Source organism: Serratia sp. Nf2, assembly GCF_003028435.1.
GTDB classification, from domain to species: Bacteria; Pseudomonadota; Gammaproteobacteria; order Enterobacterales; family Enterobacteriaceae; genus Serratia; species Serratia marcescens_L.
In genome coordinates this window covers 373,991-388,773 of sequence record NZ_PYTW01000004.1, presented here as the reverse complement: position 1 = coordinate 388,773, position 14,783 = coordinate 373,991, and the positions used below count along the sequence as shown (strand labels likewise).

At 61.7% G+C, this 14,783-nt stretch carries 14 protein-coding genes; 9 read left to right on the top strand and 5 right to left on the bottom strand.

All coding sequences use genetic code 11. The features are described 5' to 3' along the window. The first annotated feature begins 25 nt into the window (after positions 1-25). Both C9411_RS12075 and malM read left to right on the top strand, forming a co-directional pair. The gene (locus C9411_RS12075) at positions 26-1,315 is read left to right on the top strand and encodes a maltoporin (RefSeq protein ID WP_033649704.1); all 1,290 of its coding nucleotides are present in this window, start codon (positions 26-28) and stop codon (positions 1,313-1,315) included. A gap of 100 nt (positions 1,316-1,415) precedes the next feature. Next, positions 1,416-2,315, top strand: coding sequence for a maltose operon protein MalM (malM, locus tag C9411_RS12070; protein WP_107227118.1), 900 nt, complete (start codon positions 1,416-1,418; stop codon positions 2,313-2,315). 55 nt (positions 2,316-2,370) lie between these two features. Here malM and C9411_RS12065 read toward each other — a convergent pair whose 3' ends face one another. The 3 genes from C9411_RS12065 to C9411_RS12055 are packed head-to-tail and all read right to left on the bottom strand — an operon-like array spanning position 2,371 to position 5,782. Continuing rightward, positions 2,371-3,354, bottom strand: a complete 984-nt coding sequence (locus C9411_RS12065; RefSeq protein ID WP_107227117.1) for a nucleoside hydrolase — start codon at positions 3,352-3,354, stop codon at positions 2,371-2,373. Between the two features lie 22 nt (positions 3,355-3,376). Beyond that, positions 3,377-4,378, bottom strand: a complete 1,002-nt coding sequence (locus C9411_RS12060; RefSeq protein ID WP_107227116.1) for a LacI family DNA-binding transcriptional regulator — start codon at positions 4,376-4,378, stop codon at positions 3,377-3,379. 24 nt (positions 4,379-4,402) lie between these two features. Beyond that, positions 4,403-5,782, bottom strand: coding sequence for an MFS transporter (locus tag C9411_RS12055; protein ID WP_107227115.1), 1,380 nt, complete (start codon positions 5,780-5,782; stop codon positions 4,403-4,405). 392 nt (positions 5,783-6,174) lie between these two features. Here C9411_RS12055 and ubiC point away from each other — a divergent pair, with 392 nt between their 5' ends. Beyond that, entirely contained in the window at positions 6,175-6,690 is a 516-nt protein-coding gene (gene ubiC / locus C9411_RS12050; RefSeq protein WP_060423780.1) for a chorismate lyase, read from the top strand. Between the two features lie 17 nt (positions 6,691-6,707). Next, a complete protein-coding gene (gene ubiA, locus C9411_RS12045; protein WP_107227114.1) occupies positions 6,708-7,580 on the top strand; it encodes a 4-hydroxybenzoate octaprenyltransferase in 873 nt (290 codons plus the stop codon). A gap of 66 nt (positions 7,581-7,646) precedes the next feature. Here the strand turns inward: ubiA and plsB are convergent, their stop codons facing one another. Further along, positions 7,647-10,112 carry a glycerol-3-phosphate 1-O-acyltransferase PlsB gene (gene plsB / locus C9411_RS12040; protein WP_107227113.1) on the bottom strand — a complete coding sequence of 822 codons (2,466 nt, stop codon included), beginning with the start codon at positions 10,110-10,112 and terminating at the stop codon, positions 7,647-7,649. Positions 10,113-10,260: 148 nt separating this feature from the next. Here plsB and C9411_RS12035 point away from each other — a divergent pair, with 148 nt between their 5' ends. The 4 genes from C9411_RS12035 (at position 10,261) to C9411_RS12020 (ending at position 13,304) form a co-directional block, all read left to right on the top strand. Then, positions 10,261-10,629, top strand: a complete 369-nt coding sequence (locus C9411_RS12035) for a diacylglycerol kinase (RefSeq protein ID WP_015379225.1) — start codon at positions 10,261-10,263, stop codon at positions 10,627-10,629. Positions 10,630-10,731: 102 nt separating this feature from the next. Beyond that, a complete protein-coding gene (gene lexA, locus C9411_RS12030) occupies positions 10,732-11,340 on the top strand; it encodes a transcriptional repressor LexA (RefSeq protein WP_025160136.1) in 609 nt (202 codons plus the stop codon). Positions 11,341-11,441: 101 nt separating this feature from the next. Beyond that, positions 11,442-12,779 (top strand): MATE family efflux transporter DinF, encoded by a 1,338-nt coding sequence (gene dinF / locus C9411_RS12025; RefSeq protein WP_107227112.1) that lies wholly within the window; start codon positions 11,442-11,444, stop codon positions 12,777-12,779. A 315-nt stretch (positions 12,780-13,094) separates the two neighbouring features. Beyond that, entirely contained in the window at positions 13,095-13,304 is a 210-nt protein-coding gene (locus C9411_RS12020) for a CsbD family protein (RefSeq protein WP_004936743.1), read from the top strand. 102 nt (positions 13,305-13,406) lie between these two features. On the opposite strand, the gene zur is transcribed toward C9411_RS12020, so the two are convergent. Then, positions 13,407-13,919 carry a zinc uptake transcriptional repressor Zur gene (gene zur / locus C9411_RS12015; RefSeq protein WP_015379223.1) on the bottom strand — a complete coding sequence of 171 codons (513 nt, stop codon included), beginning with the start codon at positions 13,917-13,919 and terminating at the stop codon, positions 13,407-13,409. Positions 13,920-14,164: 245 nt separating this feature from the next. Between zur and C9411_RS12010 the strand changes: the two genes are divergently transcribed. Next, positions 14,165-14,737, top strand: a complete 573-nt coding sequence (locus C9411_RS12010; RefSeq protein WP_107227111.1) for a sugar O-acetyltransferase — start codon at positions 14,165-14,167, stop codon at positions 14,735-14,737. Positions 14,738-14,783: the final 46 nt, after the last annotated feature.

Sequence of the window (14,783 nt, the reverse complement as noted above, 5' to 3'; positions counted from 1 at the left end):
AAGTCGGTATAACAGGAGAATAATGATGACTACTCTGCGCAAACTTCCTCTGGCACTGGCTGTCGCCGCCGGTGTTCTCTCTACTCAGGCGCTGGCCGTGGATTTTCACGGTTACGCCCGTTCCGGCATCGGCTGGACCGGCAGCGGCGGTGAGCAACAGTGCTTCAAGGCCACCGGCGCCGCGAGCAAATACCGTCTCGGCAACGAATGCGAAACCTATGCCGAGCTGAAGCTGGGGCAGGAAGTATGGAAAGAAGGCGACAAGAGCTTCTATTTCGACACCAACCTGGCCTATTCGGTCTCGCAACGTTCCGACTGGGAAGACGTGACCCCGGGCTTCCGCGAAGTCAACGTGCAGGGTAAAAACCTGATCGACTGGCTGCCGGGCTCCACGCTGTGGGCCGGTAAGCGCTTCTATCAGCGTCATGACGTTCACATGATCGACTTCTACTACTGGGATATCTCCGGCCCGGGCGCCGGTCTGGAAAACATCGATCTGGGCTTCGGCAAGCTGTCCGCCGCCGTGACCCGCAACTCCGAATCCGGTGGTTCTTACGGCTACCTGGATAACGAATGGAAACAGCGTCCGACCGTCAACGACACTTTCGACCTGCGTCTGGCCGGCCTGGAGCTGAACCCGGGCGGCACCCTGGAGCTGGGCGTGGACTACGGCCGCGCCAATGCGCAGGATAACTATCGCCTGGCCGACGGCGCCAGCAAAGACGGCTGGATGTTCACCGCGGAACACACGCAGAGCATCCTGAACGGTTACAACAAGTTCGTGCTGCAGTACGCCACCGACTCGATGACCTCGCAGAACAACGGCCGTAATGAAGGCGCCACCATTGATAACAACGGCAAGATGATCCGCGTGCTGGATCACGGCGCCATCGACTTCAACGATCAATGGGCGCTGATGTATGTCGCCATGTTCCAGGACATCGACCGCGACAACAACAACGGCACCACCTGGTACACCGTGGGCGTGCGCCCAATGTACAAATGGACGCCGATCATGAGCACCCTGCTGGAAGCCGGCTATGACAACGTCAAATCCCAGCGCACCGGCGATCGCAACGGCCAGTATAAAGTGACCCTGGCGCAGCAGTGGCAGGCGGGCAACAGCATCTGGTCGCGTCCGGCCATCCGTCTGTTCGCCACCTACGCCAAGTGGGATGAGAAGTGGGGCTACGCCACCGGCGACGACACCGGGTATAACACCGGCACCGCTTACAACGACACCAGCATGCATACCTTCAGCCGCGGCAAGGATGACGAAGTCACCTTCGGCGCCCAGATGGAAATTTGGTGGTAACGACGACAGGACGGGGAGGGCTATCGGCTCTCCCCCAACCGCATTCGCCGCGGCCAGATCTCTTGCCTGATCCGCCGCGGCGCTGAAAGAGGATATAACGATGAAAAAGAATCTGCTGTCACTCTGCCTGTCGCTGGCGCTGACCGTCTGCGCGCCTTTGGCGGCCAACGCCGACACGCCGGCCAACGTTTCCGTCGCGCCGGCCATCAGCGCCGCCACGCTGCAAAGCCTGCCGTGGCAGCCGCTGCAGCCGCCGGTGTCGCAAGAGGTGAAGCTCGACGCCGTCAGCCCGCAGCTCAATCAGGGCGAGATTCAGGGGGCGATCGCCGCCTATACGCTGCCGGCCGATCGCGGCTCGCTGGAAGTGACGCTGAGCAGCCTCGCTAAAAACAATTCGCTGTATGCGCCGAGCGTGCTGGTGCTGGACGAGCATCTGCGCCCGGCGGCGTATTACCCGAGCAGCTACTTCCCGTATCAGCCACCGGGGGCGATGTCCTCCGATCGCCTCGAAGGCACGCTGAAACTGACGCCGGCGCTCGGTCAAAAACAGATTTACCTGCTGGTGTACACCACCCGCCAGGACTTGGCGAAAACCACGCAGCTGACCAATCCGGCCAAGGCCTATGCGCAGGGCGTGGGCAATGCGGTGCCGGATATCCCGGATCCGATCGCCGGCCACGCGACGACCGGCACGCTGAAGCTTAAGGTCACCGCGGAACAGGGCACCGGCAACGTGATGATCGGCATGCTGCAGCCTGCGCCGACCGTGGCGCCGGTGGTGGTGGGCTCGACCGCACCGGCCGCCGTGGCGGCACCGGCACCAGAGAAACCGGCGGAGCCGATGCTCAACGATACCGAAAGCTACTTCAATAACGGCATCAAGCAGGCGGTGAAGGCGGGCGATATCGACAAGGCGCTGAAACTGATGAATGAGGCCGAGAAACTGGGCTCGACCACCGCGCGTAAAACGTTTATCAGCAGCGTTAAAGGCAAGGGGTAATACCCGGCGCTGCCGATGCTGGCTCGATGATTGGTGCGCTTTGGCGCACCTTTTTTCATCCGCGGGCCAGCGTTGCGCCGATCAACGCCAACAGACGAGCGTTGTCCACCTGCTGCATGACGCGCACCGGCTTGCCCTGCGGCGCCGGCATGCCGACCGTCAGGCGCAGACCGTCCGGCCGCCAGCGGCGTGAACTGCCGCGCGTCAACGCCCCTTCCAGCGCCACATCCACATGGAACATCTCGGTCGTGACCAGCTGCGGCGCCAGCAGCCAGGCGATCACCAGCGCATCATGGATCCAGCAGCCCGGCAGGTGCCGCGTATGGCGTGAATAGTCGATCCACGGCTGCGTGGTGGCGCGCAAATAGCGGCACAGCGGGGTATCCGGCTGGGTCAACGCGGCCAGATCCGTCTGGGTCAGCATGGTCTGGGTAGTGACGTCCAGCGGTGCCAGCGTGATAGCGGCGCCGCTGTTCAACACCAGCCGCGCCGCTTCCGGATCCAAACCGAAATTGGTGTCCTTGATGTACCCGTCGACGTTGAACACGCCCCCCATGATCACGATCTCTTTCACCGCCTGCGCCATCTGCGGGTAAAGCTGCATGGCGTGCGCAACGTTGGTCAGCGGGCCGATCGCCGCCAGCGTGATCTCGCCGGGATGCCGGCAGATCAGTTCGCCGATGGCGATGGCGGCGTCCGGTGCGGGCGCGTTGGCCAGCGGGGGCGCGGGCAGGTCACGCCACAGCGCCGCCAGCTTTGGATCGGCGATCGGGCGGTCCAGATGTGCGCGCCACGGCTCCGGCGGCTCGCTCAGGGCGCGCGCCGCGCCGAGGGCGACAGGAACTTGATAGCCGCTCTGCGTCAGCAAGTCGGTGGCGACGGCGAAGCCCACTTCACGCGGGGTGTTGCCGGCCACGATGCTGATCAGCTCCAGCTGTAGCTGCGGTTTGGCCGCCAGCGCCAGGGCCAGCGCCAGGCCGTCGTCGACGTTGGCGCCGGGAACCCCGTTGCCGGGATCGCAATCAATGATTAAACGCATAGTAAGGTGTCCTGAAAAACCGCTAACAGCCGCAGGAACGGCGGATGCGCAGTTGAAAAGCGAATTCATGCAGCTCGGCGGGCGCGGCACCGGCGGCCAGCATGGCGATGGCCCGCTTGGCCATGGCGTCGATCGGCTGCTCGACCGCGCTGAGCGGCGGCACGCTGAATTCGGATTGCTGCGTGCCGTTAAAACAGATCAGCGCCAGATCGTCCGGCGCGCGCAGCCCATGCTCCGCCAGCGCCGACAGGCAACCGAGCGCCTGCTGCTCGTTGGAGGTGAAAACGGCGCGCGGGCGCGGGCCTTGCACCAGGCGCTGGGTGGCCTGGTAACCGCCCTGGCGGGTGTAGGGCACCTCGAAAATCCACTCGTCGCGCGGCGCGATGCCCGCCTCCAGCAGCGCATCGCGCCAGCCGTTCAGGCGATCCTGCGCGTTGAGCATGGTCAGCGGGCCGATAAAAATGCCGATGTCGCGATAGCCGTGCTGCAGCAGATGGCGGGTCGCCTGGCAGGCGGCGTCGCGCTCGTCGACGCGAATGGCGCAGACGCCGGCCTGGCTGTCGATGGTGTCTATCATTACGCAGGGGGTGCCGGAAGTGCGGATCAGATCGAACCACGGGTGGCGATCGACGCTGGTGTACAGCAGGCCATCGACCTGGCGGCGCAGCAGGTTGTTGATAAGCTCATACTCGCGCTGACGATCGTCGCCGGCGTCGCCCAGCAGCAGTACGCGGCCGCGGCTGAAGGCTTCCTGCTGCAGCGCCCGTGCCAGGGTGGCGAAGAACGGATTGGAAATATCCGGCACCACCAGCCCGTAGGTTTGCGTGCTGCCGGAGGCCAGCGCCCGCGCGATGTCGTTCGGCCGGTAGCCGGTCTGCTCGATCGCCGCCAGCACGCGCAGCCGGGTGGCTTCCGCCACCGGGCGCGGGCCGTTGTTGATCACATAGCTGACCACGGCGACGGAGGTGCCCGCTACGCGGGCCACGTCGGCGCGGGTAACGCGTCGCGCGGAGTGATTATCCACATTGAGGTCCTGTTCGCCTTCTCGCTACGCGGCATCCTGCGGCAGGTTGAGATCGCGGCCGCGGGTTTCGGGAGCAAAGAAGGTGGTGATTAAGCCGATGGCCGCCATTACAACAAAATAGCAGGCGACAGGCCACCAGTGACCGAAACCGGACAGCAGCGCGGTGGCGATCAGCGGCGCAGTGCCGCCGGAGAGGATCGAACCGAGTTCCTTGGCGAACGCCATTTTGGAGTAGCGGTTCTTCACGCCGAACAGTTCGACGCCGTAGGCCGCCTGCACGCCGAAGATCCCCAGCGACGCGATGCACATGCCGACCACGATCACCGAGATGACGATCGCCGGTTCACGGCTGTCGAGCAGCCAGAACGCCGGGAAGGCGTACAGCACCAGCAGCAGGCAGAACCCGCGGTAGGTGACGCGGCGGCCGAAGCGATCGGACAGCCAACCGGCCAGCGGGATCACCAGAAAACCGCACAGCGAGGCGATCAACACCGCCAGCGCCGGCACCGATTTATCGACCATCAGCACCTTGGCGACGTAGCCGACAATAAAGCCCTGGCACAGGTAGGAAGGGCCGTTCTCGCCGATGCGCAGGCCGAGCATCACCCAGAACGCTTTGGTGCGCTGCAGGTAGCTGCGCGTATCCGGCGCGGCCTGGACGGCGTCCAGCATGCGCTGGTGGTTTTGCTGCAGCTCGCGTTCGAAGACCGGCGTTTCCCGCACGTGGCGGCGCAGATAGAGCGCCACGCCGGCGATCAGAATGCTGGCGAGGAACGGAATGCGCCAGCCCCAGCTCATCAGGTCTTCTTTGTCGAGCTGCAGCACCAGCAGCCATACCAGCGATGCCAGTAGGGTGCCGCTGTTGGAGCCGATGGCGATGATCGACGCTACCAGTCCGCGCCGTTTGGCCGGCGCGTATTCCGCCAGCATCACCGCGCCGCCGGACAGCTCTGCGCCGGCGCCGAACCCCTGCGCGAAGCGCAGGATCACCAGGCAGGTGGGCGCCCAAACGCCGATTTGCGCATAGGACGGGATCAGGCCGATCAGCGTGGTGGAAATGCCCATCAGCGCCACGGTGGTGATCAGCACCACGCGGCGGCCTTTGCGATCGCCGATCCAGCCGAACACCAGCGCCCCGATCGGCCGCGCGATGAAGCCGACGGAGTAGGTGGCGAAGCTGGCCAGCAGGGCGACCAGCGGCGTGGCCTCGGGGAAGAACACGTCGCCGAACACCATGCCGGCCGCCAGGCCGTACAGCGCGAAATCGACGTATTCCATGGCGGTGCCGAGCCAGCAGGAGAAGGTGGCGCGCCAAAATTGGCTGCGCCCCTCTTTGGTTGCCAGGCGTTCATCGGCCGCCAGCGTGTCGGCGGTCTGTGGAGTGGCAAGCGTTGTTTCGCTCATGGCAGTGCTATCCTCTTTTGTGCTGCGCCTTGAGGGACGCGGTTAAAGATGGTTTCCCTGGTGCCGGCAACAAAGGTGTGCCGACAAATGATGTCGGACGCATGGCGATTCAACGCTGCGGTGTCAGAGTATCTACGCGCGTAGATAAAACAACGCGACAAAGATGAAACTTTGCAGGCGATCACAGAATCGGCATCGTGCCGGGGAACGAAGATAGAGAACGCGGATGGCAAAAAGATGACAGGAGCCCGGTTTTTCCGGCGGAAGCCACCGCCGTTTTCGCCACGAATCAGCCTGCCGCTTTCGTATTTCTGCGCTACAATGGGGGCCTGTTAACAGTTTGTATCGTCTGTCGCGCCGTACCGGTCGCGGCTCAGGCGAGGAGTAAAGCAATGTCTGGCATCAGGGATTCCATCCTGCCGCCGCTGGAGTGGTTGTCCGAACAGGATCCTCCGGCGCCCGCCGCCGTCAGCGACTGGCTGATGGAGTTAGGCTCCATGACCCGCCGATTTGAACGCCATTGCGCCCAGGTGCGCGTCGAACCGCAGCGCGAATGTTTCGTCACGCGCGAGGCGTTGGGCGATGAGGCGAATCACCTGCCCGACAGCCCACGCTATTGGCTGCGCGAAGTGGTGCTGCTGGGCGACAACCAGCCCTGGCTGCTGGGGCGCACGGTGATCCCGGAAAATACGCTGACCGGCCCCGACCAGGCGCTGGTGGATCTGGGCACGCTGCCGCTGGGGCGCTACCTGTTCAGCAGCGGCGAGCTGACCCGCGACTATATCCATATCGGCCGACAGGACGCGCTGTGGGCGCGCCGTTCACGGCTGCGGCTGGCGGGCAAACCGCTGTTGCTGACCGAACTGTTTTTACCGGCTTCACCGCTGTATTCAGCGGTTCCTGCATAAGAGAGGAGAGCAAGACCTTGGAGGGAAGCGTGACTCAAAGTAAATGGCGGGCTTACAGCCATTTGATGCGCATTGATAAACCGATCGGCACGCTGTTGCTGCTGTGGCCGACGCTGTGGGCGCTGTGGCTGGCCGGGAAAGGCGTGCCGCCGCTGTCGATTTTGTTGGTGTTCGTGCTCGGCGTGTTCCTGATGCGCGCCGCCGGCTGCGTAGTGAATGACTACGCCGATCGCGCGGTGGACGGCTACGTGAAACGCACCGCCGGGCGGCCGATGCCGAGCGGCCGGGTGAGCGCGAAAGAGGCCAAGGTGCTGTTCGTGGTGCTGGTGCTGATCTCGTTCTGCCTGGTGTTGACGCTCAATGCGATGACCATCTGGCTGTCGCTGGCGGCGCTGGCGCTGGCCTGGATGTATCCGTTCATGAAGCGGGTGACCAACCTGCCGCAGTTCGTGCTGGGCGCCGCGTTCGGCTGGGGCATTCCGATGGGTTATGCGGCGGTCAGCGAATCGCTGCCGCTCAGCTGCTGGCTGCTGCTGCTGGCCAACATCTGCTGGACGGTGGCCTACGACACGCTGTATGCGATGGTCGATCGTGACGATGACCTGAAGATCGGCATCAAATCCACCGCTATCCTGTTCGGCCGTTATGACAAGCTGATCGTCGGGCTGCTGCAGTTCGCGACGCTGCTGCTGCTGGTGTGGGTCGGTTATCTGGCGCAGCTCGGCGGGGCGTTTTACTGGTCGCTGCTGCTGGCGGGCGCGCTGTTCATTCACCAGCAGAAACAGATCGCCGGCCGCGAGCGCGAGGCCTGTTTCAAGGCCTTCCTGCAGAACAACTATGTCGGGCTGGTGGTATTTATCGGCATCGCGCTGAGCTATCTGCCGGTGTAACGATTCCTCTTCGCAAGAAAAAAGGCACCCCGTGGGGTGCCTTTTGTATTTCCGCGCCGGGTGAAATCACTCGTCTTGCTCTTCTTCCGCATCGGCCTGCGGCAGGACGTTGGTCTCTTCCGGCATGTTGACGCTTTCGATGGTCAGCTTGATTTCCGGCGTGATCAGATCGCTCAGCATGTTGTACACCTCGAGGGTGTGCTCGCGGATCGCATCGCCGCTGTCGTTGATATAGCCTTCTTCGCGCAGCGTCGCCACCAGGGTGGAGAACACCGCCTTGTCGAAGAACTCCGGCGCGTTGATGCCGTGCAGCACCGACAGACGTTGCGCCATGATGCGGCTCTCTTTCTCCAGCGCGCCGCGGTTGATGCTCGGGTTAGCGCTGAGGATCGACATGGTGATGGCGTAGCGTTGCAGGGTTTCGCGCACCCCGGCGGCCAGCAGCTGCAGCGGGCGAATGCGTGCCGGGTTCAGCACCAGCTCGTCGCCTTTGTCGCAGATCAACTGTTGACGGATCAGCTCGTCAATCATCGGCCGCAGCACCTCCGGCAGCTGTTCCTTGTCGTTATGCAGGAACAGCTCGGCTTTCAGCATCGGGTAGATCATGCCAATCTGGCGCAGCAGCTCGGCGCGCGACACCCGGCGGTGATGCATTACGATGCTGGCGATCAGCGACGGCAGCACCAGCAGGTGGTGGATGTTGTTACGGTAATAGGTCATCAGCACCGCCTGCTCACGCGGCAGGATGATGATGTCGCCGATGTTGTCCTTTTCCACCTCGAACTTGTTCATGTTCAGCGCGTGATCCAGCAGCTCGTCCGGCGTTTGCGTCGGCACGGTGACGTCACGCGCGTAAGGCGCATTGCGCATCAGCTGCAGGTAGCACTCCAGCTGTTCGACCAGCTGTTCGCGGGTCAGCGAACGCTGGCGCGAGGCCAGCAGCGCGGTGGAACACAGGTTCATGGCGTTGGCCGCGGCGGCGTTGTTGATACGCACCATGATCTGGCCGGCCAGATCGTTGACCGTCGGCGTCAGCCAGCTTGGGCGCTGGGCTTCGATCGGATCGATCGACTCGCGCCACTGCGGCACGTTCTGGTTGAGGTAAGCCGTCAATGGCAGCGGTTCGCCGAAGTTGACGTAACCCTGGCCCAGATTGCGCAGCTTGCGCAGGCCGCGCAGCATTTGCAGCAGGCTCTCTTTTTCCTTGGTGGCGCCACGCAGCTCTTTGGCATAGGTGCCCACTTCCATCACGTGCTCGTAACCGATGTAGATCGGCACCAGCGTGATCGGACGGGTGCCGCCGCGCAGCATCGCCTGGATGGTCATCGAGAGGGTGCCGGTCTTCGGTTCCAGCAGGCGCCCGGTGCGGGAACGGCCGCCTTCCACGAAGTATTCCACCGAGTAACCGCGGGTGAACAGCTCGCCGAGGTATTCGCGGAACACCGTCGAGTAGAGCTTGTTGCCCTTGAAGGTGCGGCGGATGAAGAACGCGCCCAGGCGACGGAAGATCGGGCCGGCCGGCCAGAAGTTGAGGTTGATGCCGGCGGCGATGTGTGGCGGCACCAGGCCCTGGTGATACAACACGTAGGACAGCAGCAGATAGTCCATGTGGCTGCGGTGGCAGGGCACGTAGACGATCTCGTGGCCGTCCTGCGCCAGTTGGCGCACGCGCTCGGCGTTGGTGACGTTGATGCCCTGATACAACCGGTTCCAGGTCCAGCTCAGCACGCGGTCGGACAGGCGCACGGTTTCGTAGGAGAAATCGGCGGCGATCTCTTCCATCAGCGCGATGGCGTTCTGCTGGGCTTTCTCGTGCGAGATCTTCTTGCTGCGGGCCTCGTCCTCGACCGCTTTTTCGATCGCTTTGGACGCCAACAGCTTGTTGAACAGATCCTGACGGGCCGGCAGGCTCGGGCCTACCGCGGCCAGGCGCTGACGCGAGAAGTGCATGCGCGCCACGCGCGCCAGTTTCTGCGCGATGGTTTTATCCGTGCCGTGCTCGGTGGCCATGCGGCGCAGCGAAACGGTGTTGGAGAAACGCACGAAGCTGTCGCGGCCGAGCCACAGCACGGCGAAGAATTTCTGCACGCCATTCAACAGACGCAGGTGCGGCGTGCCGTGGCCTTCGCGGCCCGGCGAGCGGCCGAACATCACCGAAACCGGCAGCATCTGAATGTCGAGATCCGGATTGCTGCGATGCAGATCCAGATAGTCGTGGAACAGCTTTACCGACTCTTCTTTCGGGGTGTAATAGCGGAACACGCGCGGGCCGTCGTGAATGAACACGTAGCTCGGCAGCACGGTGCCGTCGATCTCCAGCGAGTTGAGCGGATCGGGCAGATCCTGCGCCAGGCACTGGGTGCGCAGCGTCAGCAAATCCGCCTTGGAATTGTAAGGTAAAACATACAGAATCGGCCGTGAGGGATCCAACCCTAGCTCGGTAACCGGATCTGAAGGGATGACCTTACTTCTTACCAACAATTTAAGTGGTAAATTCAATATTTTATAATAAATTTTACGCCAACCTGACATAACAACGTGAAGCCTCTTGTTAGCAATGCGCCGCAAGCATACCAGAAACCGGGTAGCAGATCTGTGGTGTTCGAAAACCGAGAGCCGTCAGCGCGGACTGTTCTAGACTCTTTTTATTATGACCGACCTCTGAGAAAGGCACGAAAACATGGCAAACCAAGCAACCGGACTGACCCGCATCATCAAGGCCGCCGGCTATTCCTATAAAGGGCTTTCCGCCGCCTGGCAACACGAAGCGGCGTTCCGCCAGGAACTGGTGGTCACCCTTCTGGCTATCATACTGGCTGTCTGGCTGGATGTGGGTGCGATAGCGCGCATTTTATTGATCGGATCGGTAGCGCTGGTGATGATCGTCGAGATCCTGAACAGCGCGATCGAGGCGGTGGTGGATCGGATCGGCAGCGAACATCACGAGCTGTCCGGCCGGGCCAAGGACATGGGATCGGCGGCGGTGTCACTGGCGATCGTGCTGGCGCTGTTCGTTTGGGGCACGGTCTTATGGCAGCATTTTGGCTGACGAAAGGCGCCTACTGACTGATTTTTATTTATTCTTCGGTTCCCAATCCGCGCTTACCTGTATATACTCACAGCAAGACTGTATAAACAAACAGGGGGCGGAATGAAAGCACTAACTACCAGACAGCAAGAGGTCTACGATCTGATTCGCGATCATATTTCGCAAACGGGCATGCCGCCAACGCGTGCCGAGATCGCGATGCGTCTGGGGTTCCGTTCGCCTAACGCCGCCGAAGAACACCTGAAGGCGCTGGCACGCAAAGGCGTGATCGAAATCGTCTCCGGTGCCTCGCGCGGTATCCGCCTGCTGATGGAAGAAGAAGAAGGGCTGCCGCTGATCGGCCGCGTCGCCGCCGGCGAGCCGCTGCTGGCGCAGCAGCACATCGAAGGGCACTACCAGGTTGATCCTTCCCTGTTTAAACCGAGCGCCGATTTCCTGCTGCGGGTGAACGGCATGTCGATGCGCGACATCGGCATTCTGGACGGCGATCTGCTGGCGGTGCATAAAACCCAAGACGTGCGCAACGGCCAGGTCGTGGTGGCGCGCATCGAAGACGAAGTGACGGTCAAGCGCCTGAAAAAACACGGCAACGTGGTCGAGCTGCTGCCGGAGAACAACGAATTCCAACCGATTGTGGTCGATCTGCGTCAGCAGAATTTCACTATCGAAGGGCTGGCGGTCGGCGTGATCCGCAACGGCGACTGGATTTAATCGCTGCCCCCTCAGTGCCGCCTCTTGTATCAATCGCCCCTGTTCTGGGGCGTTTTTGTTTCTGATTTTGCCCTTCGCCACTGCTACGGGAACGTCTCATCATGCGCTTGATTTCCGCCTTCACCAGCGACACCGATAAAGCCCTGTGGCGCCTGGCCCTGCCGATGATTTTTTCCAATATCACCGTACCGCTGCTCGGGTTGGTGGACACTGCGGTGATCGGCCACCTCGACAGCCCGATCTACCTGGGGGGCGTCGCGATCGGCGCGGTGGCGACCAGCTTCCTGTTCATGCTGCTGTTGTTCCTGCGCATGAGCACCACCGGTCTGGCGGCGCAGGCGCTGGGGGCACAGAACCCGCAGGCGCTGGCGCGCGCCTTTATGCAACCGCTGGTGCTGGCGCTGCTGGTCGGGGTGGCGATCGTCCTGCTGCGGTATCCGCTGATCGAACTGGCGCTGCGGATCGTCGGTGGCGATGGCGAGGTGCTGGAACAGGCGCGGCGTTTTCTTGAAATCCGCTGGCTGAGCGCCCCGGCGGCGCTGGCCAATCTGGTGCTGTTGGGTTGGCTGCTCGGCGTGCAGTATGTGCGGGCGCCGGTGATCCTGCTGATCGTCGGCAACCTGCTGAACATCGTGTTGGATATCTGGCTGGTGATGGGCCTGGGCTGGAACGTGCGGGGGGCAGCGGCGGCAACCGCCATCGCCGAATACGCCACGCTGCTGCTCGGCCTGTGGCTGGCGTGGCGGGTGATGCGCCTGCGCGGTATCACCCTGCCGATGCTGCGTCAGGCCTGGCGTGGCGACCTGCGTCGTCTGCTGGCGCTCAACCGCGACATCATGCTGCGTTCACTGTTGCTGCAACTGTGCTTTGCGTCGCTGACCATCTTCGGCGCTCGCCTGGGAAGCGAGGTGGTGGCGGTCAACGCGATATTGATGAATCTGCTGACGTTCACCGCCTATGCGCTCGACGGCTTCGCTTATGCGGTGGAAGCCCATTCGGGCCACGCCTACGGCGCCCGGGACGACAGCCAGCTGCGCAAGGTGTGGCATGCGGCCTGCAGGCAGGCGGGGCTGGTCGCGTTGGCCTTTGGCCTGGCGTATGCCGTTACCGGCCAGCAGATCGTGGCGGCGTTGACCTCCTTGCCGGAGCTGCGTGCGTTGGCCGCCCACTATTTGCCGTGGCAGGTCATTCTGCCGCTGGTCGGGGTATGGTGCTATTTGCTGGACGGCATGTTTATCGGCGCCACGCGCGGCGCCGAGATGCGCAACAGCATGGCGGTGGCCGCGGTGGGATACGGCCTGGCGCTGTTCAGCGTACCGCTGTTTGGCAACCACGGGCTTTGGCTGGCGCTGGCGGTGTTTCTGGCGCTGCGCGGCCTGGCGTTGGGCTGGATTTGGCATCGTCATCAGGTGCGCGGCAGCTGGTTTACCGCTCGCTAGAACGGACGCTGTGCTGGGTTATTTATTAATTTTATTTATGTTTTTGTTCACTTTTGCTTACATGTTTTCAACCCTGGCATTTTTGCGTTAGCTTGTTGTTTATTAGCGTTTTTTGTTTTTATTTTGTTTCTTAATGGTTTTTTATTCTGATATTTGGCTTTTTTATTTCCATATTTAACTAGAATGAATCATGTGGCTGGCGAATGAATGGGAGCGATATTCCTTAAGGTGAAGGGAGTATCGGCCAGAAAAATTTCTGGTTAACCCCGACCGGCGACAGGGATCACTGATTCACCACAGGTTAACGGAGAGACTATGAATAAAGATCAAGCCGACGGTAACTGGAAGCAGCTTAAAGGCAAAGTGAAGGAAAAATGGGGCAAGCTGACCGATGACGATCTGACAGTCATCGAAGGGAAACGCGAACAGCTGGTCGGCAAAATCCAGGAGCGCTACGGTTACCAGAAAGAGGCGGCCGAAAAAGAGGTGAAAGCCTGGGAAGATCACACCAAACACCGCTGGTAATCTGCAGGGCCGCCATTGAAGGCGGCTTGCCCAGCGCAGGCCGGCGTCGCTCTCATCCTCTGGCGTTCCGGCCGCAGGTACAGGGAGGTACCTGACTTCGTCTTACTTCTTCTTGATGGCGATGCTGTGATCGTGTTCGGCGCAGTCATGCTTGCTGTCGCACGCCTCAACCTCCACGCAGCCGGCGCACAGACCGTGCGCTTCCACCACGCTGTGCCGCAGCGCAAATCCGGCTTCCTGCGCCAGCTTCTGCAGCGTTTCTTCTACGCCTTCGGTAGTGCGTTCGGTCACCTGGCCGCAGCGGTCGCAGATAAACAGTGCGGACGTATGCATCGGCTGTTCGAAATGGTGACACAGCACGTAGCTGTTGGCAGACTCCACTCTATGGATAAATCCTTGTTCCAGCAGAAAATCCAGCGCGCGATAGACCGTCGGCGGCTTGGCCTGCGGTTCGGCGACGCGCAGCAGATCGAGCAGGTCATAAGCGCTGATTGCACCGGGTTGCTGAGTCATCAGACGCAGCACTTCCAGCCGTTGCGGCGTCAATCGCACATTGCGTTGTTGGCAGAGGCGTTCCGCCTGCGCCAGCAGCTTTTCCTGGGTGGTTGAGTTCATCGCAAATATCCCGGTACGTAAAAAAGCCGATTTTACCATGATTACGGCGAATCGCCGAGAGTTGCCCCCTTTTCCCCTGAGGATTGCGCAGGGAAAGGCGCGCTGAGTGCGCTAAAAGAGAGATGCATCACAACTTTTCCCCGCAGGCGGGCGGCAAATCAACGTTGCCGATTTTAGCGCTGGAGAGCAGCGGACGAGAGCGGTATAACGCGTTTCACCCGCATGATGAGCAGGAGCCTTGTGTGATGACGGAAAGAGAGAAGCTGTTAAGCGGCCTGGAGTACAACAGCCGCGATGAAGAACTGATTGCTATGTACCATCGGGCCAGGGCGTTGACCAAAAGCCTGGGGGCGCTGGATTCGCATCAGGCGGACGAGAAAAACCGCCTGCTCGGTGAGCTGTTCGGCGCCTGGGGGGAGGCGAGTTGGATCGAAACGCCGTTCTGGTGCGACTACGGGCAGCATGTCCGCATCGGCAAGAACTGTTTTATCAACGTCAATGCGGTGTTCCTCGACTGCAATACCATCACCATCGGCGACAACACGCTGATCGGCCCCAACGTGCAAATCTACACGCCGAGTCATCCGCTGAAGGCCGGTGAACGCTTTAACGGTGACCCGGCTTTTCCTTTCCGCACCTCGGCGCAGCCAGTGTCCATCGGCAGCAACGTGTGGATCGGCGGTAACGTGGTGATCTTGCCGGGAGTGACCATCGGCGACGGCACGACTATCGGTGCGGGCAGCATAGTGACCGGCGACATCCCGGCCAATGTGCTGGCGCTGGGGCAGCCGTGCCGGATTATCCGCGCGTTGGAATAGGGGGAAGCAAAGGCGGTTTTCCCAACGGCGCCGATTGTCGTTATAA

Coding starts and splice junctions, on each gene's coding strand:
- C9411_RS12075 (WP_033649704.1), top strand. CDS start 26: ATGACTACTCTGCGCAAACTTCCTCTGGCACTGGCTGTCGCCGCCGGT.
- malM (WP_107227118.1), top strand. CDS start 1,416: ATGAAAAAGAATCTGCTGTCACTCTGCCTGTCGCTGGCGCTGACCGTC.
- C9411_RS12065 (WP_107227117.1), bottom strand. CDS start 3,354: ATGCGTTTAATCATTGATTGCGATCCCGGCAACGGGGTTCCCGGCGCC.
- C9411_RS12055 (WP_107227115.1), bottom strand. CDS start 5,782: ATGAGCGAAACAACGCTTGCCACTCCACAGACCGCCGACACGCTGGCG.
- ubiC (WP_060423780.1), top strand. CDS start 6,175: ATGTCTGGCATCAGGGATTCCATCCTGCCGCCGCTGGAGTGGTTGTCC.
- plsB (WP_107227113.1), bottom strand. CDS start 10,112: ATGTCAGGTTGGCGTAAAATTTATTATAAAATATTGAATTTACCACTT.
- C9411_RS12035 (WP_015379225.1), top strand. CDS start 10,261: ATGGCAAACCAAGCAACCGGACTGACCCGCATCATCAAGGCCGCCGGC.
- lexA (WP_025160136.1), top strand. CDS start 10,732: ATGAAAGCACTAACTACCAGACAGCAAGAGGTCTACGATCTGATTCGC.
- dinF (WP_107227112.1), top strand. CDS start 11,442: ATGCGCTTGATTTCCGCCTTCACCAGCGACACCGATAAAGCCCTGTGG.
- C9411_RS12020 (WP_004936743.1), top strand. CDS start 13,095: ATGAATAAAGATCAAGCCGACGGTAACTGGAAGCAGCTTAAAGGCAAA.
- zur (WP_015379223.1), bottom strand. CDS start 13,919: ATGAACTCAACCACCCAGGAAAAGCTGCTGGCGCAGGCGGAACGCCTC.
- C9411_RS12010 (WP_107227111.1), top strand. CDS start 14,165: ATGACGGAAAGAGAGAAGCTGTTAAGCGGCCTGGAGTACAACAGCCGC.